This is a genomic window from Streptomyces turgidiscabies Car8, assembly GCF_000331005.1.
Taxonomy (GTDB): domain Bacteria; phylum Actinomycetota; class Actinomycetes; order Streptomycetales; family Streptomycetaceae; genus Streptomyces; species Streptomyces turgidiscabies.
In genome coordinates, this window is the sequence record NZ_AEJB01000107.1 from 1 (window position 1) to 18,519 (window position 18,519).

Annotated in this window: 25 protein-coding genes and 1 pseudogene; 19 read left to right on the plus strand and 7 right to left on the minus strand. The window is 70.5% G+C overall.

What is annotated here, in order from left to right:
* The coding region (locus STRTUCAR8_RS53950; RefSeq protein ID WP_006374663.1) for an ATP-binding protein at positions 1-465 on the minus strand (465 nt) is incomplete at its 3' end.
* Positions 466-550: 85 nt separating this feature from the next.
* On the opposite strand from STRTUCAR8_RS53950, the gene STRTUCAR8_RS06300 reads away from it, so the two are divergent.
* The gene (locus STRTUCAR8_RS06300) at positions 551-757 is read left to right on the plus strand and encodes a hypothetical protein (RefSeq protein ID WP_143666475.1); all 207 of its coding nucleotides are present in this window, start codon (positions 551-553) and stop codon (positions 755-757) included.
* Between the two features lies 1 nt (position 758).
* Here STRTUCAR8_RS06300 and STRTUCAR8_RS06305 read toward each other — a convergent pair whose 3' ends face one another.
* Together STRTUCAR8_RS06305 and STRTUCAR8_RS06310 are read right to left on the minus strand one after the other, a co-directional pair.
* Positions 759-1,274: a hypothetical protein gene (locus STRTUCAR8_RS06305; RefSeq protein WP_006374656.1), complete on the minus strand. Its 516-nt coding sequence runs from the start codon at positions 1,272-1,274 to the stop codon at positions 759-761.
* Between the two features lie 118 nt (positions 1,275-1,392).
* Complete coding sequence (locus STRTUCAR8_RS06310; protein WP_006374678.1) at positions 1,393-2,088, minus strand: hypothetical protein; 696 nt, start codon at positions 2,086-2,088, stop codon at positions 1,393-1,395.
* A gap of 257 nt (positions 2,089-2,345) precedes the next feature.
* Between STRTUCAR8_RS06310 and STRTUCAR8_RS06315 the strand changes: the two genes are divergently transcribed.
* On the plus strand, positions 2,346-3,623 hold the full coding sequence (locus STRTUCAR8_RS06315) for a transcriptional regulator (RefSeq protein WP_006374673.1): 1,278 nt from the start codon (positions 2,346-2,348) through the stop codon (positions 3,621-3,623).
* 33 nt (positions 3,624-3,656) lie between these two features.
* On the opposite strand, the gene STRTUCAR8_RS48175 is transcribed toward STRTUCAR8_RS06315, so the two are convergent.
* Entirely contained in the window at positions 3,657-5,399 is a 1,743-nt protein-coding gene (locus tag STRTUCAR8_RS48175; RefSeq protein WP_006374662.1) for a protein phosphatase 2C domain-containing protein, read from the minus strand.
* A 301-nt stretch (positions 5,400-5,700) separates the two neighbouring features.
* Here STRTUCAR8_RS48175 and STRTUCAR8_RS06325 point away from each other — a divergent pair, with 301 nt between their 5' ends.
* Both STRTUCAR8_RS06325 and STRTUCAR8_RS06330 read left to right on the plus strand, forming a co-directional pair.
* Positions 5,701-6,183 (plus strand): DUF456 domain-containing protein, encoded by a 483-nt coding sequence (locus STRTUCAR8_RS06325; protein WP_006374669.1) that lies wholly within the window; start codon positions 5,701-5,703, stop codon positions 6,181-6,183.
* Between the two features lie 123 nt (positions 6,184-6,306).
* Positions 6,307-8,625, plus strand: a complete 2,319-nt coding sequence (locus tag STRTUCAR8_RS06330) for a glycosyl hydrolase family 95 catalytic domain-containing protein (protein ID WP_006374658.1) — start codon at positions 6,307-6,309, stop codon at positions 8,623-8,625.
* A 40-nt stretch (positions 8,626-8,665) separates the two neighbouring features.
* On the opposite strand, the gene STRTUCAR8_RS06335 is transcribed toward STRTUCAR8_RS06330, so the two are convergent.
* Positions 8,666-9,949 (minus strand): SGNH/GDSL hydrolase family protein, encoded by a 1,284-nt coding sequence (locus tag STRTUCAR8_RS06335; protein ID WP_006374655.1) that lies wholly within the window; start codon positions 9,947-9,949, stop codon positions 8,666-8,668.
* Positions 9,950-10,078: 129 nt separating this feature from the next.
* Between STRTUCAR8_RS06335 and STRTUCAR8_RS06340 the strand changes: the two are divergent.
* A pseudogene (locus STRTUCAR8_RS06340) lies at positions 10,079-10,243 on the plus strand (pyridoxamine 5'-phosphate oxidase family protein); the annotation flags it as partial.
* Between the two features lie 60 nt (positions 10,244-10,303).
* Here the strand turns inward: STRTUCAR8_RS06340 and STRTUCAR8_RS06345 are convergent.
* Positions 10,304-10,588, minus strand: a complete 285-nt coding sequence (locus tag STRTUCAR8_RS06345) for a hypothetical protein (protein ID WP_006374659.1) — start codon at positions 10,586-10,588, stop codon at positions 10,304-10,306.
* A 155-nt stretch (positions 10,589-10,743) separates the two neighbouring features.
* Positions 10,744-11,172: an XRE family transcriptional regulator gene (locus STRTUCAR8_RS06350; protein WP_241784675.1), complete on the minus strand. Its 429-nt coding sequence runs from the start codon at positions 11,170-11,172 to the stop codon at positions 10,744-10,746.
* Between the two features lie 287 nt (positions 11,173-11,459).
* Here STRTUCAR8_RS06350 and STRTUCAR8_RS06355 point away from each other — a divergent pair, with 287 nt between their 5' ends.
* The 14 genes from STRTUCAR8_RS06355 (at position 11,460) to STRTUCAR8_RS06420 (ending at position 18,368) form a co-directional block, all read left to right on the plus strand.
* On the plus strand, positions 11,460-11,735 hold the full coding sequence (locus STRTUCAR8_RS06355; protein WP_241784677.1) for a helix-turn-helix domain-containing protein: 276 nt from the start codon (positions 11,460-11,462) through the stop codon (positions 11,733-11,735).
* Positions 11,732-11,929 carry a hypothetical protein gene (locus tag STRTUCAR8_RS06360; RefSeq protein ID WP_006374674.1) on the plus strand — a complete coding sequence of 66 codons (198 nt, stop codon included), beginning with the start codon at positions 11,732-11,734 and terminating at the stop codon, positions 11,927-11,929. The genes STRTUCAR8_RS06355 and STRTUCAR8_RS06360 overlap by 4 nt, the downstream gene beginning before the upstream one ends.
* Positions 11,930-12,023: 94 nt before the next feature.
* Entirely contained in the window at positions 12,024-12,692 is a 669-nt protein-coding gene (locus tag STRTUCAR8_RS06365; RefSeq protein ID WP_006374677.1) for a hypothetical protein, read from the plus strand.
* Positions 12,689-13,021: a hypothetical protein gene (locus STRTUCAR8_RS06370; protein WP_006374664.1), complete on the plus strand. Its 333-nt coding sequence runs from the start codon at positions 12,689-12,691 to the stop codon at positions 13,019-13,021. Before STRTUCAR8_RS06365 ends, STRTUCAR8_RS06370 begins: the two co-directional genes overlap by 4 nt.
* Complete coding sequence (locus tag STRTUCAR8_RS53955; RefSeq protein ID WP_241784676.1) at positions 13,018-13,860, plus strand: hypothetical protein; 843 nt, start codon at positions 13,018-13,020, stop codon at positions 13,858-13,860. The genes STRTUCAR8_RS06370 and STRTUCAR8_RS53955 overlap by 4 nt, the downstream gene beginning before the upstream one ends.
* On the plus strand, positions 13,857-14,330 hold the full coding sequence (locus tag STRTUCAR8_RS51185) for a hypothetical protein (RefSeq protein ID WP_006374668.1): 474 nt from the start codon (positions 13,857-13,859) through the stop codon (positions 14,328-14,330). Before STRTUCAR8_RS53955 ends, STRTUCAR8_RS51185 begins: the two co-directional genes overlap by 4 nt.
* Positions 14,330-14,740 carry a hypothetical protein gene (locus STRTUCAR8_RS06385; protein WP_006374666.1) on the plus strand — a complete coding sequence of 137 codons (411 nt, stop codon included), beginning with the start codon at positions 14,330-14,332 and terminating at the stop codon, positions 14,738-14,740. The genes STRTUCAR8_RS51185 and STRTUCAR8_RS06385 overlap by 1 nt, the downstream gene beginning before the upstream one ends.
* A complete protein-coding gene (locus tag STRTUCAR8_RS06390; RefSeq protein ID WP_006374660.1) occupies positions 14,734-14,967 on the plus strand; it encodes a hypothetical protein in 234 nt (77 codons plus the stop codon). The genes STRTUCAR8_RS06385 and STRTUCAR8_RS06390 overlap by 7 nt, the downstream gene beginning before the upstream one ends.
* Positions 14,964-15,593 (plus strand): hypothetical protein, encoded by a 630-nt coding sequence (locus STRTUCAR8_RS49380; RefSeq protein ID WP_006374667.1) that lies wholly within the window; start codon positions 14,964-14,966, stop codon positions 15,591-15,593. The genes STRTUCAR8_RS06390 and STRTUCAR8_RS49380 overlap by 4 nt, the downstream gene beginning before the upstream one ends.
* Positions 15,590-15,859, plus strand: a complete 270-nt coding sequence (locus tag STRTUCAR8_RS06400; RefSeq protein ID WP_006374680.1) for a hypothetical protein — start codon at positions 15,590-15,592, stop codon at positions 15,857-15,859. Before STRTUCAR8_RS49380 ends, STRTUCAR8_RS06400 begins: the two co-directional genes overlap by 4 nt.
* On the plus strand, positions 15,852-16,175 hold the full coding sequence (locus STRTUCAR8_RS06405; RefSeq protein WP_006374676.1) for a hypothetical protein: 324 nt from the start codon (positions 15,852-15,854) through the stop codon (positions 16,173-16,175). Before STRTUCAR8_RS06400 ends, STRTUCAR8_RS06405 begins: the two co-directional genes overlap by 8 nt.
* Positions 16,172-16,642, plus strand: coding sequence for a hypothetical protein (locus STRTUCAR8_RS53230; RefSeq protein WP_006374675.1), 471 nt, complete (start codon positions 16,172-16,174; stop codon positions 16,640-16,642). Before STRTUCAR8_RS06405 ends, STRTUCAR8_RS53230 begins: the two co-directional genes overlap by 4 nt.
* Positions 16,639-17,514 carry a PD-(D/E)XK nuclease-like domain-containing protein gene (locus STRTUCAR8_RS06415; protein WP_006374661.1) on the plus strand — a complete coding sequence of 292 codons (876 nt, stop codon included), beginning with the start codon at positions 16,639-16,641 and terminating at the stop codon, positions 17,512-17,514. Before STRTUCAR8_RS53230 ends, STRTUCAR8_RS06415 begins: the two co-directional genes overlap by 4 nt.
* Positions 17,511-18,368: a hypothetical protein gene (locus STRTUCAR8_RS06420; RefSeq protein ID WP_006374665.1), complete on the plus strand. Its 858-nt coding sequence runs from the start codon at positions 17,511-17,513 to the stop codon at positions 18,366-18,368. The genes STRTUCAR8_RS06415 and STRTUCAR8_RS06420 overlap by 4 nt, the downstream gene beginning before the upstream one ends.
* Positions 18,369-18,519 lie beyond the last annotated feature (151 nt).

Here is an 18,519-nt window from a genome sequence, read left to right on the forward strand (position 1 = left end):
GAGGGACTCCACCAGAACCAGCCCTCTGCCATGCGTACCGTCGTCGGCGACCGGTGCGCGCATCCTCGGCCTGCGTCCCACGAAGTCCCGTACCTCCACGCGTAGTCCGTGCGGTGAGACGGTCGCCGTCAGCACCGCGTCGCGGTCGGTGTGGACCAGCGCGTTGGTGACCAGCTCGCTGGTGAGCAGTTCCGCTATCTCGGAGCAGCCGGGCCGCCCCCAGTGCCGCAACAGCTCGCGCAGTGCCCTACGGGCCTCCGGTACCTCCCGCAGATCCGAACAGCCCAGCCTGCGCCTCATGTACGACGCCTCCCCCCGGTGCGTGCCGCCGCCGTCGCCGACGGCGTTGCCGTTGTCGTCGTTGCCATCGCCGTGGTCGTGGTCGTTCTCGGTCGTTTCCTCCGCCGTTTTCGCCGAGAAGGCCCCGATGGTTACGGGACCGCCCCCTCGCGCCTGCCTCTTCATGACCCCCGCCCGGACGCCGGTGTACTGTCCCCTCCTGATCGAACGCGTTCACGGGATCCATGCCCCCGACCTGAACACGGCAGTCATGTCGAATCCTCAACGACCGGATGTACGGGGCTGGTTGGTCCGTTCCTGGCCGGATCCGGACGTCGACGGCGCCCGCCGGAAGCTGCTGGAGGGGCGTCTGGAGCGGACGCTGCGGCAGTTCACGCGCCCGTCCAGGCGGGGACGGGCGCGTGCGGGGCGGCGGATCGGCCGGACCGTCCAGTGCGTCCTGCCGATCCGGCCGTAGGTCACTTACCGCCGATACCCTTCGTGCCGATGTGGATGATCCGGTGGTCCCGGGTCATGTCGACGACCAGCTTGGTGGTGCCGGCCGTGCTCCCCGAGCCCCAGGTCAGCGTGATGCCGGCCTCTGTGTGGTCGGCGGTGCCGTTGTCGGTGACCGTCCAGCGGACGGGGACGTTCTGGGCGCGCAGGACGCCGTCCGCGTGGTTCTTCTCCTCCCAGGCGACCAGCTTCTTCAGGTAGTCGGGGTGGATGTAGTACTTGCGCAGTTCCGCCGCGAGCTTTCCGCCCTCGCCGGGGCCGCTCTGCGCGTCGATGTAGGCGCCGTAGAAGTCGGCGATGCGCGTCACGGAGTCGGACGGGCTGCCGACGACCGTCCGGGGCTCCGAGACGGCCGCCTCGGCCGGAGTCGCCTCGGCCGAGGCGGTCAGCCCCAGCGGGAGGGCGGTGACGGCCGCGACGCCGAGGGCGAGGGCCACGGCACGGCGGGCGGGCTTGCGGGCGATGGTGCGGCGGTTCATGTCGGTGTCTCTCCCCGTGGATGATCAGTAGATGATCAGCGGACGATCGGCCGGTGATCAGTGGAACCGGTGAGCCGGCGGAACTGGCCGATCGGTGGAACTGGCTTGATACGACCGGTCAGTAGAGCTTCTTGACGGCAGTGGTCGTCGTCTTCTTGAAGGCCGCCACCGGTGCGCCCTCGAAGCCGCCCAGCTGGCTCCAGTCCACGACGGTGACGGCGCGGCCGTCCCGGCCGACCGACAGGAGACGGATGTCGGTGGCGCCGTAGGAGGTCTCGGTGTGCAGGCCGTAGACATGCGCGCCCTCCTCGACCGCGAGCGTGCCGTAGTCCTTGGACTCGGCCTCGACCTCGGGGTCGGACTGTTCGATCCGCGTCGGGCACGAGCGGATCTCCTTGTTGAGCCGCGTCGCCAGAGCCTTGGCCTTGGCGTCGCTGCCGACGACGATCGTCAGCTGGCGGGCACTGGCGTCCAGGTCGGTGCGGAACGCGCGGTAACGGGAGTCGTAGCCAGGCAGCGCCGCGCCGAGGCAGAAGCTCAGCTCCTCCGGCACCCCGTCCTTGACCCGGTCCGCCGTCCAGGCGGAGCTGGGGTGCGGGGGCAGTTCGGCGGCCGAGAGGAATTTGGGCGGGGTCGGCGCGCTCGCCTTCGCCGTGGCACCGGCCGGGGCGGCGAGGGCGAGCCCGGCCACGACGAGGGCGGTGAGTGCGGACAGCGCGGTGAGCGTGCCGACCCGGGCGGCGCCGGCGGCTCGGGTGGGGCGGGTCGAGTCGGAGCCGGTGACGGTGGTGGCGTGGATGTCGCGAATAGGCATGGTTGTCCCCCGTGTCTGGATGCACGACTGTGCATGGGTTCGTACGGCTGGGTGATGTCGGATGTCGCCGCGCCTGATGGTCGGTCCGGCTGCGGTCGGTGCGACGTCCACAGCATCGGCCGCCACTCGGGGCAACCGCAACCGGCGACACGCGATGCGCGACGGTGGAACCATCCCATCCCCTCTGACGTGCAGGTATATGGAGTGCCTGGGATGGCGTTCCGGGACGCGAGGACCAGAAGAGGACGGGGTCGGGTGTGTCGACGTACGACGACGTGGCGGAGTTCGCGGCGCTGCTGACGCGGCTGAAGGAGCGTACGGACCGCAGTTACGGCTCACTGGCCCGGCGGCTGGCCATGAACCCCTCCACGCTGCACCGCTACTGCTCCGGCGACACGGTCCCCCTCGGCTTCGCCCCGGTGGAACGGTTCGCCGCGCTGTGCGGGGCGACGCCGGAGGAACGCGTGGAACTGCACCGCCGGTGGATCCTGGCGGTGGCGGCACGGCAACGGACACGTACGCCCGCGGAACCGGCGGCTCCGGTGGAACCGCGTACGTCCGGGGAGCCTCGTACGGCCGTGGAACCCCGTACGTCCGTGTCGCCGCATGCGTCCGTGTCGCCTCGGACGTCCGTGGAACCGGGGAGGTTGGCGGAGGCGGGCACGTCTCCCGCAGCGGTCACGTCCGCCGCGGAGGACGCCTCCGAGGTGCCGGCCGTCCCGGACGTGTCCTCCTCCGCCGCCGGGCGTCCCCCCGCCCGCCGTCCCTGGTACCGCCGGCGCCGGATCGCGGTCACCACAGCCGTGGCCGGCACCCTCCTCGCCACGCTGGGCACACTGGGCGGTCTGTCGGCCCTGTCCGCCGACCGCTCCCCGTCCGGGACGTCCCCGGCCCCGTCCCGCTCCCCCGTCAAGGCTGCTCCCGCGCCGATCAGCTGGACCGCGAACTCCCAGGCCTGGACGCTCGGTTGCGGCCATGACTACGTCATCGCCAAGTCACCGGAGCAGGTACCTCCGCCGCCGGCCGCGCAGGACGCCGCGCCCTGGGCGGCGAGCCAGCACGCGGTGCACGGAGGCGACACCAACATCGAGATCTCGGTGCAGGGGCGGACCTCGACGGCCGTGGTCCTGGAGGCGCTCCGGGTCCGGGTGGTCGGGCGCGACGATCCCGCCGAGGGCACCGCCTACTCCATGGACCAGGGCTGCGGCGGCTCGATCACTCCCCGGTCCTTCTCCGTCGACCTCGACAAGGACCGGCCCGTCGCCCGCTCGGTGGCCGGGAGTGACGTCGGGACACCGATCCCGGCGGTCCGCTTCCCCTACCGCGTCTCCGCCCAGGACCCGGAGGTCCTGCTGGTCAACGCCCGGACCGCGGCCTGCGACTGCCGCTGGTACCTGGAGCTCGACTGGTCCTCCCAGGGCCGCACCGGCACCGTCCGCATCGACGACGCCGGACGCCCGTTCCGGACGAGCGGCATCAAGGGGCTGCCCCGCTACTGGTACTCGACGCGTGAGTGGATCCCCCGCACCGACTGAGTGGCCCCTTCCCCCGTGGCTCGTCGCGCTCTGTCACGTCTCCCAGACGGCGGCTGCCGTACGGTCGTCCGCGTATCCCTTGACCCTTACCTGGGTGTCCGCGAGGAACGCGGCGAGGCCGGGCGGGGCGCCGCCGGACCACCGTCCCGTGAGGTACTCGCACAGCTCGGGCTCGCCCCGCAACGGATCGGCGAGGCCGCCGGTGCACAGCAGGAGCGTGTCCCCGGGCCGGGCGACGGAGGCACGGAAACGGAAGGGTTCGCGAGGCGGCTCGGGGGCGGGCTCGTACGGGCTCGGCGGTGTCGTGATCCCGAGATCCATGGTGAGCCGGTCTCCGTCCGGGGTCTCGTGGGGCGGCGACCCGAAGCCGACGACGGGCTCACCGGCCGGGATCTCGGTGACCCTCGGTTCGATGTCCTGCCACTCGCCGTCCCGGAGCCGGAACAGTCCGCCGGCGCCGACGCCGAAGAAGACGCGCGTACGGCAGTCGGGGTCGGCGGGGAGCAGCAGGCAGCGCAGGCCCGCGGTGTACTCCTCGGGCTCGATGCCCTGCTCGGCGGCGCTCGCACGGAGCTTGCCGAGGCTGCGGTCGGTGAGCCGGTGGAGCCCCGACTTGAGGTCACCGCGCCGGGCGGCACGGAGATCCTCGGCGAGCCGTACATGGCTGCGCCCCACCGCGCGCCCGATCCACTGGCAGGCCTCGGCGGCGGCCCGGTGCGCGCCGGGCGTGGCACGGGCGCCGGTCGCCATGGCGATGAGGACGAGTGCGTGGTCGCCCGCTCCGAAGCGGGCGGTGAGGAGCGAGTCGCGGCGGGGCTCGCCCCGGAAGCGCGCCGAGTCCCCGCGCAGGGAGACCGCCCGGAGCGTGGAGGCGCCGTACTGCGCCCCGTCGAGCACGGTGTCGGCGACGAGGTCTCCCAGGTCGTCGGGGTCGGCGGGCGGGAGAGCGGTGGGTTCGGGCGCGTAGGTGGGGGGACCGGAGCCGACGTGGTCGACGCTGCGTGGCGGTCCGTCGACGGTGAGGGCGGAGATGTCCCGGGGGACGGCGTCCTGGACGAGATCGCCGGGGTCCGCGTCGCGCGGGGGAACGGTCGTCGGGGTGGTCCGGGCGGCGTCCTTCGTCTCGGTGTCCGACACCTGGGCGCTCTTGCCGGTCGTCCCGTCGCTCCCGTCCACGAACGCGGGCGGCTGCCCTTTGTCGCGGAAACCAGCGGGCTTGGGGCCCGGCGGGAAGCTCGCGGGACCCGGTGGCACGGCGGGCGGCGGCTCCCAGGGGGCACGGGGTCGCCCGGAACCGCTGCTCCGAGGCGTGTCCCGGGGCCCGTAGGGGATCTCGTCGCGCGGCGGCGGCAGCGAGACCGGAGGGGAAACGGGTGCCGGAGGCGACACGGGCCGCGCCGGCGGTGGCGGCAGTGGGGGCAGCTTTGGCGGAGCCCCCGCCCCCAGGCCGTCCCACTCCTCGAAGACCCCTGAGGCCCCTGAGGCCCCTGAGACACGGGATGTCCCGGAAGCTTCGGAGGCCCCAGATGCCTCGTAGGCCCCCGAGGCACGAGAGGCATCCCCCGACACGGTCTCGCGCCCGAACACCGCGTCTCCCCCGTCCCGCTCCAGAACCGCGTCGGCCTGCGCGCCGTCGACCGTGCCCGACGCCGAGGCGAACCGGTCGTCCAGGGAGTCGCCCGCGGCCGTGGGCCCGGTGTCCTCGGTGGAGTCGTCGTACAACTGCCCCCACCAGTCGTCCTCGTGACCGGTGGACCTCTCCCCCTGCTGGCTCATGCCCCCAATTGTCCACCGGATGGGCCGCTTGAAAACGGGGCATCCGGAAAATCCGGCGGGGTGTTCCGTCGTGAACGGCGTGTTCGACGGCGTGTCGGATGGCATTCGGATGACATGGCGAACGTTCGTACGAAACAAGTCGCCGGGCGGCCCCACCCCCCACGGGAGAGCCGCCCGGCGACGCCGGGGTGACCGATACCGGTCCACCGCGACCCGAGTGTGACCGGTCCACCTTGGGATCAGCTGTGCTTCACCTCTCCCCTGACCTGCGGCTTCCCCCGTTCTCCGGCACCCTGGTCAGATGGGAGCGTGGGATCTCCTGCTGATCGGCCTGGTCATGCTGTTCGGTCTGTGCGGAGTTCTGGTGCCCGGGGTTCCGGGGTCGTGGCTCGTGTGGGCCGCGGTCCTGTGGTGGGCGATGAAGGATCCGCAGGCGGTCTCCTGGTGGGTACTGGTGGGCGCGACCGCCGTCCTGCTCCTGTCCCAGGTGATCCGCTGGCAGCTGCCTCCGCGTCGGCTGCGGGCGGGCGGCGCCACCAGCCGAATGGCGCTGTACGCCGGGACCGGTGCCCTGCTCGGCTTCTTCCTGCTGCCCGTGCTCGGCGCGTTCCCCGGTTACGTGGGCGGCGCCTATCTCCACGAGCGGCTGCGGCTCGGCCGGCACGCCGAGGCGGTGGCGGCGGTACGGAGGGTGATGCGGGCGGGCGGCACCAGCGTCTTCATCGAACTCTTCACCTGCCTGCTGATCACGGGAGCATGGATCGGCGCCACCCTCTGGGGCTGATTCATCGGATCTCTCTCACATTATTGACGGCAACTCAGCCCTCACCTACGTTACTTCTCGGGATAGCTCCGATGAATGGGTGAATGATCCAGGCCGCAATGATCCGAGCCGCCGGGAGGCAGCGTGCCCAGCCCGTCCAGACGCACCGTTCTCGCCACCGGATCCGCCGTGGGTGGAGGGCTGATCGCCCCGGCCCTTCCCCCGCGGGCACGAGCGGCCGACGGCCGTGAACGCTCCTCCGACGACCCCTGGCGTACCGTCCTCGACGACGCCGACCTCGTCTGGCAGCGCATGCCGACCGCCTGGTACGAGGGCCCGTACCTCGGCAACGGCTTCCTCGGCTCCGTCGTCCACGCGGAGCCCGGCGCGCCCGCGAAGGCCGTCCGTTTCAGCGTCCAGCACTCCAAAGTACAGGACCACAGGCCCGAGTTCGGCTCCCTCTTCGGGCTGGCGCGACTGCCTGTCGGGCACTTCACCCTGGAGCCGGTGGGCACCATCACCGGTCTCGACTGGCGGCTCGGTCTGCGCGACGCCGAACTGACCGGCACGCTCACCACCGACCGGGGCACCCTCGCCCTGCGTGCCCTGGTACACAACGACCGCTCGGTCCTCGCCGTCGAGGTCAACCCCAGCGAGGGCGAGCGCGGCTTCCGGTGGGTGTTCCATCCGGCCGACGCGATCAGCCCACGCGCCGCCTTCAAACCGCTGCCGGACGGTTACCGGGGCAACGCTCCGGCCCAGGTGGCGGAGCACGACGGCACCTGGGCCGCCGTACAACCGCTGCTGGCGGGCGGCGAGCACGTCACGGCGTGGCGGGAGCGCGCCGGGGGTGCGACCCGGACGCTGTACGCGCATGTGGCGCACTCGTACCCGAGGCGCACGGCACTGGGCCGGGCGCTCAAGGAGGTGCGCGGCGCCTCCCGACTCCCCTACTCCGCCCTCGCGTCGACGCACCGGGCGTGGTGGCACGCCTACTACCGCAGGAGTTTCCTCTCGCTGCCCGACGCCCGGATCCAGCGCTTCTACTGGATCCAGCTCTACAAGACGGCCTCCGCCGCCCGCCGCGACGCGCCCGTGATGGCGACGTGCGGGCCCTGGCTGGAGCCGACCCCCTGGCCCAACACCTGGTGGAACCTCAACGTGCAGCTGGAGTACTGGCTGATCCACGGTTCCAATCATCTCGAACTCGACGCCGTGACAAGGGCGTTGAGCGAGTTCCGGGACAACCTGGCCATGGAGACCCCGCAGCCGTACCGCGCCGACTCCCTCGGCATCCCGCGCACCACCGACGCGCACCTCGTCAACGGCGCTGCGAGCGCCTTGACGGGCTACGGCGTGGGAGTCCCCGGCCAGGACCCGCCGACGCCCGAGGTGGGAAACCTGACCTGGGCCCTCCACAACGTCTGGCTCAGCTACCGCCACACCATGGACGAGCGGATCCTGCGGGACGTCCTGTACCCGCTCCTGCGCAAGGCGATCACCTACTATCTGCACTTCCTGGAGCCGGGCCCGGACGGCAGGCTGCATCTGCCGGCCACGTTCTCCCCGGAGTACGGCGGCAACTCCCGCGACTGCAACTACGACCTGATGCTGCTCACCTGGGGCTGTCGCACGCTCCTCGAATCCGCCGAACTGCTCGGCATCGAGGACGAGTTGGCTCCGCGATGGCGCGAGGTGCTGGCGCGGCGAACGGCGTATCCGACCGACGTGAACGGCTTCATGATCGGTGCGGACATCCCGTTCGCGAAGTCCCACCGCCACTACTCGCATCTGCTCGCGGTCTATCCGCTGTACGAGCTGACCGGCCGCACACCGAACGAACGGGCCCTGATCGAGCGGTCGTTGGCACACTGGGTGGGCTTCGAGGGCGCCCTTCAGGGCTATACGTTCACCGGCGCGGCCTCGATGTCGGCGCTGCTGGGCAAGGGTGAGGACGCGCTCGCCTACCTGGGAGAGCTGATGTCCCGTTTCATCCAGCCCAACACCATGTACAAGGAGTCGGGCCCGGTCATCGAGACGCCGCTCTCGGCCGCCCAGTCCCTGCACGACATGGTCTGCCAGTCCTGGGGCGGGACCATCCGCGTCTTCCCGGCGCTGCCGGCCGCGTGGGCGGATCTCACGGTGCACGACTTCCGTACCCAGGGGGCGTTTCTGCTGAGCGCGGTCCGTGAAGAGGGTGTCACGCGCTGGGTACGCCTGGTCAGTGAGGCGGGCGCGCCCTGCGTCGTACGGCACGGCATCGCGGGCCGGATCGACGTCCGGGACGGGCGAGGCCGCACCCTGCGCTACCGGGACCTCGGCGAGGGGACGATCCGACTCGCCCTGCGGAAGGGCGAGTCGGCGATCGTCACGGCCCGGGGCGACCGGCCGGACCTGAGGATCACGCCGGTCCGGCCGAACACGCCGGCGCCGCGCTGGGGCCTGCCGCTCATGGACGCCTGACGACGCACCGGCCCGCGACGCCTTACGGGTACCCGACGCCTCACAGGCTCCTGAGGTCGGCCAGGTCGATCGTGTCGGCCAGGGCCCGCATACCGGCGTCGTTGAAGTGGAGGTGGTCGCCGGAGTCGTAGGCGGCGCGCATCCGGTGCGGGGACGCCGGGTCGCGGACGGCGGCGTCGAAGTCGACGACCTCGTCGAAGATGCCGCCGGTGCGAATGTAGGTGTTCACGTCCCGGCGTACGGATTCGCGGGCCACGCTCCACTGTGCGTGGCCGCCGAACGGTGTGATGGTGGCGCCGATGACGCGGATGCCCTGCGTGTGGGCGCGGGTCACGAGCGACTTGTAGGCCTCCTTGAAGGCGCTCGGGACGGTCTGTTCGGGGGTGCCGTTGATGTCGTTGACGCCCTCGAACACGATCAGTGCGCGCACCCCGGTCCGCGAGAGGACGTCCGCGCCGAACCGGGTCAGGGCGCGCGGGCCGACGCCGTCCAGAAGGACGCGGTTGCCGGAGATTCCCGCGTTGAGGACGCCGAGGCGGCGGGCCGGAGGCAGTGCGGCGAGCCGGTCGGCCAGGCGGTCGGGCCAGCGGCGGTTGGCGTCGGTGGTCGTGCCGCCGCCGTCGGTGAGGGAGTCGCCGAGCGCGACCACGCTGCCGGCGGCGGGTGCGTCGAGGACGTCCACACCGGTGACGTAGTACCAGGAGCTGAGGGTCTTGGTGTAGGCGTCGCCGCCTGTCATGGCGGCCCAATTACCCTTTGTAGCAAGGAAGTTGGTCTGCTTGGCCGTACGGTGGTAGGTCGCCGGGCCGGAGTCGCCCGGGGTGTGGACCGTGACGAGCAGATTGGCGCCGGCCGGTACCGCGAGCGGCACGGCGTCGGTGACCCGGTCCTCGCCCGCCGGGATCGTCACCGTGGGGGCGCCCGCGAAGGTGGCCGTGCGCATCGAACCGGGCGCGGCGTCCGGGGTCTTCGGCTGGCCGCGCTCCTGGAGGGCGACGGTGACGGCGCCGAGGCGCAGCGGCCGGGTGCCGAGCCGGTTGGTGAGACGGACGCGCAGCGCGCTGCCGCCGACGCTGAGATGCAGGACGTTGCGGTATGAGGCGTCGGGCCTGGCCGCGACGGTGCCGGAGGCCGCGGCCTCCCAGGTCCCGGTCCAGACCCGCGGAACAGGCGTCTCCAGGACGGGTGACGGGGAGAGGGAGGAGGGGGGAACCGGGGGTGGGGCGGGGGTGCTCCCCGTGCCGGCTCTCGCCGTGGGCGGGGCGAGCGCCAGGGCGGTCACGAGGGCCGCGAGGATGTGCCGAACCATGATCGCGCGGGTCATGTGCGCATGGTTCCCCGGCCGGTCGGCCGTGCCACAGCGATGTCACACCCATGGCGGCACGCACGTACGTTCGCACATACACCCGCGTTTCCACTGCGCCTGCCAGGGCGGCCGTGCTTGGCTTCCCGTATGACCGAATTCAGCGCGGCCGAACGTGCCTATCTACGGACCCAGCGTCTGGGACGGCTGGCCACCGTCGACCCCCAGGGCCAGCCGCAGGCGAACCCCGTCGGCTTCTTCCCGCAGGACGACGGGACGATCCTGATCGGCGGTCGCTCGATGGGTGGCACCAAGTTACATCAAGGACACCATTAAAGCCGCAGGTCAGAGACCTGCGGCTTTGGATGGTCCTGTCTAGCTGCGGGCGCCGGGCCAGTTCTGTACCCACCAGCCCTCGTTCACGATCAGCGACAGCTGCTCCACGAACTCGTCGACCGCCTGCTGGGTCAGGTGCTCCTTCGAGGCGAGCCACATGAACTCGCCTTCCTGCTCCACGCCGATGACTGCCCGGCCGCCGGGGAGGCTGTCGCGCAGCTCCATCCTGAATTCGGCCCGGGGCTCTTCTGGCTGAGGCGACTCCTCGCGCACACCCTCGCCGTCCTGCGGTTCTGCGGTCTCCTCGGTTCCCTCGTCCGCCATCGCACTGCCTCCCCACGTACAGCCCACGCCAGCGCTCGATCTGATGTTCGAGCGCCTGTGTGGAGTGATCGGTTTGCGCCCCCAGGCAGGTCACCGACCATGCCATACGGATCAGGGTGTGACCAGTGTGAGTCGTCGAGTTACGGAAAGTCGTACTATTCGCCCGACTTGCCATCACGTTGCGTTTTCCTCCGGGCATAGATTTCGGCGATGTCGGCAAGGTCCTGTCGATCTTCCGGCGACATCTCCCCGGCGCGCGCCACGATGATGCGCGTCGTGAGGTCCGCGCTCCATACGGCGTTCGGGTCCGAGGCCGGGTCGTATCCGTAGAGCTGTCGGAACATCGCAACCTGGAGAACCTGTACAGGCAGTTCGTAGCCGATCGAGAGAGCCTTGAGGCGTTCCGCCTTGGGTGCGTCGATCGGCTCTCCGCGCTCCACTTTCGACAGCCATCCGAACTTGGGCTGCTCGCCAGTCTCGGGGTCGATGCACCGGTCCGCCATGTCGCGCAGGCTGTAGCCGAGCTCGGCCCGCCGGCCCTTCAGTAGGTCGGTGAAGTCCGTTCGTTGCAGTGACTCGGTCATGGCGCGCATTCTGCCCCCTCTGCTCCCGGTGTGACGCCTGATGTCTACGTTACGGCTATTGATCATCCAGTAAATAGCAGGTCAGGCGACGCAACCGTTCATGACCCGACACGAAGTGTCTACGCAAACAGGGTGCGAGCGCTATCCCCTTCAGAGGCGATGTCTCAATCTGCGCGCCGTGTGCGTTTCCGTAGACAGTCCGTCTACCGGCGTGTACTGTCGGTCTTGTTCACGGAAACGCACAACATGTCTACGGAGGTGAATGCGTGCGTCCCCAGCAGAACCCCATGCAGCTCGTGAGCGCTGACCTCTTGGTCCTCCTCATGGAACGCACCGGTGATGGCCGCAACGTCAGCGTCCGCGACCTCGCCGAGGCAGTCGGCTGCCACCCCAGCAAGATCGACGCACTCCGCAACGACAGGCGCAAGACAGCAACTCAGGCTGAGGCAGAGGCAATTGCCAAACGGCTTGGAGTCGACTTCCTCGTCCTGTGGGAGCACACCGGCCGCGCCAACCCGGCGCCCGCCGACGAGCACGACCACCTGACTGCGGTCTCCGCATGAGCGCGGGCCCGCTGTTCGACCGCGAGGAGACCGAGCGCCGGCTCGGACCGGCCGCCGTCGCGAAGTCCAGGCGCAACGCGGCTGCTGCTCCGCCGCTCCGGCCGGAGCAGATCGCGTTCCTGCGGGGCCTGTACGGCTCGGCTCGTATCGCCGAGGCGCACACGTCAGCCCCTCCTGCGGCCGACGCCGCCTGACCCCAAACACGCCGAAGGGCCGCCCGCTTGTCCGGCTCGGCGACCCAACGACTCGGCGACAACCCCACTGATCACTGAAAGCGAGGCGTTCGCCTTGAGTTCCATCATCCCATTCACCTTCCCCGAGACCGGCCAGCCCTTCACGCTGCCTGCCTTCGACTGCGAGCCGATCATCAAGGGGCTCGAGGGTCACCTGTACGTGGTCGAGTTCGACTCTGGCGGCGTAAAGGTCGGCTTCACCTCCGACCCCGAGGCCCGCATCACGACGCACCGCCGAGCCGCCCGGAACTTCGGCCGCCGTGCAGTGCGTGGGGCACTCACTCCGCCCCACGTCGAGGCCCGCAAGAACGAGCAGATGCTGATCGCGGCCTGCCGCAAGGCGGCCAGCGTGCCGGATCTCCACACTGGCGAGTACTTCCCGCTCGACCTCGACCTCGCCATGGGGCTTATCTCCGGCTTGCCGCAGACGCGCGGAGACCGTGAGGCGTACGAGTCCGAAATGAAGGCACGGTCGGGGCGGCTGGTCGGTTTCTTCAAGTCCACGCTTCCGCAGCCGCCGCCAGCCTCGTTCGGTCCCGTCTTCCCGTGGGCCAAGCACATGGATGCCAGCGCGGTGGATGAGTTCGTGCGAGACCTGCGCGACGCACTGGAAGCCCCCGACCCCCTGGCTGCCGTCGATCACGCGGCCTTCGAGTGGTTCGGAAACGTCGTCGCAGACCTCCAGTCGGAGATGAACGCCGCGATCCAGGGCGGTGCCCGATGAGCGCGTACCCGATCGAGCAGTTCATGGCCGCCTTGTCGGCTGCGGAGCATGTCACGGCAGCGTCGCCCGTCGCCCCGGACTCGGTGAGTCTCGCGGCCCACAGCGACTGGGGTTTCATCCCTGGGACGTCTCAGTTCCGGATCGTGGTGCAGCTGCACTTCGACAGCGCGGGTGACGTGCTCCGGTTCGCGAAGGCGCTGCATCTCACGGCGGCGGAGCGGGCGCACGACGAGGCGCGCGTGTACGTGTTCGCGGACGGCGTGCTGGGCGAGGTGCCGTTCCGGGCGTGGGCGCTGGCCCGTGTGGAGTCTTCGGCGGTGGCGGCATGAGCGACTCGATCAACGTCCGCGTGACGCTCGACTCGTACGACGTGGTGCATCCGTCGCAGAAGCAGACGCAGGTGTACGTGCAGATCCCCGAGGTGGGGCGTGCGTCGTGGCTGCTGGACGCGAGCTTCTATGCGGCCCTGAGGAATGAGCCGTGGCCGCACGTCATCGACGAGGCGCACAACGACTACATGCGCCGCGGTGTGGTGTCGGATTCGACGTCGGCTGCCGCCCGTCAGGCGATCGTGGACTGGCTGCTGCTGAGTGAGGGGGCGGACTACGACACCCGGTATGACGCGGTGCAGGCGGCGTGGGAGGCGGACCAGGCGCGTCGGCATCCGGTGGCACGGAAACTGCTCGCGGAGAACGAGACGCTGAAGGCTCGCGTCACCGAACTGGAGTCGGATCTCGCCACCGCGAACGGCGTGCTGGAGGACGTGGCCGAGGCGCGCCGGGCGGGTGCTGTACAGGCTCTGCCGTGGGCGCACGCCATGCCTGACGGGGATCTGAGTGGCTTCCTCAACGACCTCGTGTCGGCGGCGATGGGCCGGTGGCAGTCGGATCCGGAGGTCCCGGACCGCGAGGTGCTGGCTGCCGTCGAGAAGGCGTGCGCGGCCTGGCGCACTCCGGGTGAGGGGTTCCGCAGCGATCCGGAGCCGGACGAGTGTCCGTGCCCGCCGGCGGATCGCCCGCATCAGGTGGGTTGTTTCTTCGACGGTGTCCCGGTGTCGCCTCCGTCGGAGCGCCCGGTGGTGTCGTCCCGCGAGGAGCCGCACGATTCGCCGCTGCACCACGACTGGCGGATCGGCCACGACCTGCCCTCGACGGGTGGTGCCGAGTGAACGCCGAGCAGTGGAACTCCCTGTACCCGGTGGGCACTCCGGTCGTGGCCTACCCGGGCGCCCGTCCGGTGGATGACCCGAGCGGTGAGCGTCTCGTCACCCGTACCCGCAGCAAGGCCGAGGTGCTGGGCGGTCACACGGACGTGGTCTGGGTGGACGGGCACAGCGCCTGCATCGCTCTGACGCACGTCGACCCGGTGGCCGTGTGCCGCTGTGACGAGCCGGACTCGGACCCGTACGCCTGCGAGGCGGACGACTGCACGGGCGAGTTCTCCGAGCTGAACCCGTTCGCATCGAGCGCGGGTCCGGTCCACGGTCACGACGCCAAGGTGTCCCGCCCGTGCGGCCAGTGCGAGTTCCGCACCACGGTCTGGCATGTGGATGACGGGTCGGCGGAGGAAGAGCTTCACCGCCACGTCGTCCGCGTCCACGGCGGCACGTACCCGGGCGCCAAGACGGGCGGTGCGTGATGGCCGACGACATCCGCAAGGCGGTTCTCACTGTCGCCTCGCACGCCCGTGACGCTGCCGAGTGCCGCGAGCTGCTGGCCATGCTCGGCGTCACACCGCCCAAGCCGAAGCGGAAGCCCGGTCGCCCTCAGGTCGACCACGGGCACGGCGACCACCGCACGTACGCGAAGGGCTGCCGCTGCACCAGGTGCCGCGCCGCGAACGCCGAGCGGTGCCGCAGGCAGCAGGAGCGGCGCATCTCCGACCCGGAGGCCGCTGACCGTGCGGGGCACGGCAAGGCGTCGACGTACCAGAACTACAACTGCCGTTGCCGTCCGTGCACGGAGGCGAACTCGGCGAAGAGCCTGGCGTACAAGGCGCAGCGGCGTGAGCGTGCACTGCTGGCCGAGGCGGGGGTGGCCTCGTGCTGATGTTCCTCGCCGACCTGACCCCGCTCGGCGCCGTGGCTCTCGCGGTCAGCCTGTTCTCGGGCTCGCTGGTCCCGTTCTTCCTGCTGCTCGACGCCGACTTCGGCGCGGCCTGGCGGTGGCTGGCGGCTGCTGCGGGGGTTGTGGTCCGGCCCATCCGCGAAGCCTGCCGTGATCTGGCCGCCCTCCTCATCCTTCTCCTCACCTCCCCGAAGGGGCAGCTCGCATGACCACCACGTTCGTCGCGATGAACCATCGCGGTCCCATCGCGACCGCGCTCACCGTCGAGGCCGCGCAGCGCGAGGCCGTCCGCACTGCGAGGCAGGGCTTCGGTGCCTCCGAGTACGACTACTTCTGGGTCGACAGCAAGCCGTTCGTCACCAGGCCCGGCGAGTGCGTCCTGATGCGGAAGCCGAAGGGCAAGCGGGTCCTGCCCGCCGAGGGCACCTCCTACAAGGTAGTCGCGACCGCGTACGTCGCGGACGAGAAGACCTTCGCCGACAGCCCGTTCCCCGTGGGTATCCGGGCGACTCCGGGCGGCGCCGAGCTGGACGTGTCCGCGTTCCTGGTGAAGGCCGTGTTCGCGGAGCTGATCTCGAAGGCGGACGACGACCCGAAGGCGCTGGTCGTCGAACTCGCAGGCATGGCGGATCTCCTGCGGTCGGCTGTCGGGCAGGGCCGTGACTCGCATGCCCGGCATGCCTTCGACGAGAAGATGCAGGGCTTCGTGAAGGAGTTCGCGGACGACGGTGTGATCCCGGTGTACGGGGATGCGGTCCGGCGGATGGCGGAGCGGCTGTCGCAGATCGCGGCCCCGCGCCCGGTGCCCGGCCAGCGTGAGGCGGGCGCCGCGTGAAGACCAAGACGATCCGCGTCAACCACTTCACCGTCGCCGCCCTCTGCCGCGCCAACCCGGGCGAGTGGCAGGACGTCGGCGAGTACAACCCCTCCCAGTCCGCGTGGGGGGTCGCCAACACGATCCGCCGGGCGTACCTGAAGGCGGAGGACCGGCGCTGCGCTTGGACTCCGGCCGGTGCGTTTGAGGCCCGGCACGGGCTGACCGAGTTCGGTGCCCGTGTCGAGGCGCGGTACGTGGGCGGGGGCGGTGCTCCCCGTGGCTGATCTGAAGCACGCCCGCCGCCCCATCCGCGACCTCGTCCAGATCCTCCGCTTCCGTGCCTCCTACGGCCGCCCCTGCTACATCAAGCGGAACACCGTCCATGCCGCGCTCATCGTGCCCACCCTCACCGGCGGGCCCGACGGACCGTACTCGTACCTCAAGACGTACCAGCGGGGCACCATCCACGAGGCCGTCGTGCTCGGGTTCGTGACGTTGGGCGCCGAGTTGGTCGATGTTCCCGAGTTCGGGGCCGTATCGCACTGGTCGACGGAACCCGCGCTCAAGGGGCGGACCATCTCGCTGCGGGGTGCCCGGTGACCGACACCAGCATCCGCCGCGAGTACCTGCTCGCCGCGATCCGGCGCTCCGGAGGCGGCCCGGTCACCACCGGGCGGGCCCTGCACATCTACGCCAAGTCGCGCGAGTGGGCCACCACCGGCAGGAACACAGCACGCCGTGACCTGCGGGACCTGGCCCGCCGCGCCTACCTCGTACCCGCCGAGGACAACGGGGCCCGCTTCTACCGGCTCGGCAGCGACCCCAGCCCCCGCCACCCGGCGGGCAGCGTCCGGAAGTTCGTCCTGGAGGCGATCCAGACGGAGGGCGGCGAGTGGACCACGGGCCGCGTCAGGCGCATGTGGCACCAGCTCCTCGGCACGCATGTCCTCCGCATGAGCGTCCGCCGCTACCTCGCCGCGCTGCACCGTGACGGCCACCTCGAACGCCACGGCGACGGCACACCGCGCCGCTACTACACGCTCCGCCAGGAAGGCGCCACCGCATGACCACAACCGTTGAGGCGCCCGCCGCCGAAGCGCCGGCCCTCGGCCTGCATACGGACCTCTCGAACGAGAGCTACCACGCCGACAAGACCAGCCTGTCGTCGACGGGGGCCCGCAAGCTGCTGCCGCCGTCCTGTCCCGCCAAGTTCCGGTGGGAGCAGGACAACCCGCAGGCCCCCAAGAAGACGTTCGACTACGGCAACGCCGCCCACATGAAGGTGCTCGGCCGAGGCCAGGAACTGATCCTCGTCGACCACGACACGTGGAACACCAAGGCAGCCAAGGCCGAGGTCACCGAAGCCCGCGAGCGGGGCGGAATCCCCCTCAAGCAGCACGAGATCGACATGGTCGAAGCGATGGCCGCCGCCATCCGCCGGCACCCGCTCGCCTCCGCGCTCCTCGAACCCGCCTACGGGGCGCCCGAACAGTCCGGGTTCTGGATCGACGAACCGACCGGGATCCGGCGCCGGGTGCGCTTCGACTGGCTGCCGTCCATCCAGTCCGGCCGGCTGATCATCCCCGACTACAAGACCGCCGCCGACGCCAGCAGCGACGCCTTCCAGAAGGCCCTCGACAACTACGGCTACCACCAGCAGACCGCCTGGTACGAGGAAGCCGCCGTCGCTCTCGGACTCGGCGCCCTGGACACGGAACTCCTGTTCGTCGTCCAGGAGAAGACGGCCCCCTATCTGGTGAACGTCGTTGGCATCGACTTCTTCGCCCGCGAGATCGGGCGCGCCAAGAACCGCGCCGCGATCGAGACCTTCGCCGAGTGCACCGCCTCCGGGATCTGGCCCGGCTACAGCGACGACGAACCCAACTACCTCGCCCTGCCCGGATGGGCCGAGAACCGAGACAAGGACACCTACCTGTGAACTTCCCCGCCCAGCAGCAGCCCGCACAGGGCCCGGACCGTATCGGCCAGTCCACTGCGGTCGAGCAGTCCCGCGCCGTCGCCGAAGTCCAGGCCGCCATCTATGTGGCCCGCCAGTTCCCGCGCGACATCGGCCGCTCCCGCAGCGCCATGCAGGCCGCCTGCGGAACCATGGCCCTCGCCGAGAAGGCGTTCTACAAGTTCCCGCGCGCCGGCGGATCGGTCCAGGGGTCGACGATCCACCTCGCCAAGACCCTCGCCCAGTCGTGGGGAAACATCCAGTACGGCGTCGCCGAGATGCGCCGCGACGACGGATACCGCCAGTCCGAGATGCAGGCGTGGGCGTGGGACGTCGAGGCCAACACCCGGCACGTCCTCAGCTTCATCGTTCCGCACGCCAAGTTCGCGAACAAGAAGGTCGTGCCGCTCGAAGACCTGCGGGACATCTACGAGAACAACGCGAACAGCGGTGCCCGCCGCCTGCGTGAGGCGATCTTCGCGGTGATCCCGGACTTCTTCATCGACGAGGCCGAGGAGCTGTGCCGGGAGACCCTCCACAAGGGTGACGGCAAGCCGATCGAGCAGCGTACCGAGGGTGCCATCGGCGTCTTCAAGGGGCTCGGTATCAGCGAGGAACGGCTGGAGCAGAAGCTCGGCCGCAAGAAGGCGCAGTGGACTGGCGCGGACATCGCGCAGCTGCTGATCACCCACAAGTCGATCGACCGGCGTGAGATCGCTGTCGATGAGGCGTTCCCGCAGGCCCGCATCACGGGCGGCGAGATCAAGCAGAAGGCTGCGGCGCCCGCCGACGCGGGCTCCCCGGAGTGGCCGGCCGCCGCCCAGCCGCCCGCCTGACCCACACCGCAAGGGGCCATCCGAACCACTCGGCGGTCCGCAGCCGTTGGCGGGAGTTCACGCGGCCCATGTGGACGCCCTTGCCGCGTTCCTTCGCTTCTCGGGCCAGGCGTTCGGCGACGGGCCCGGTCTTCCACTCGGTGGACCCGGC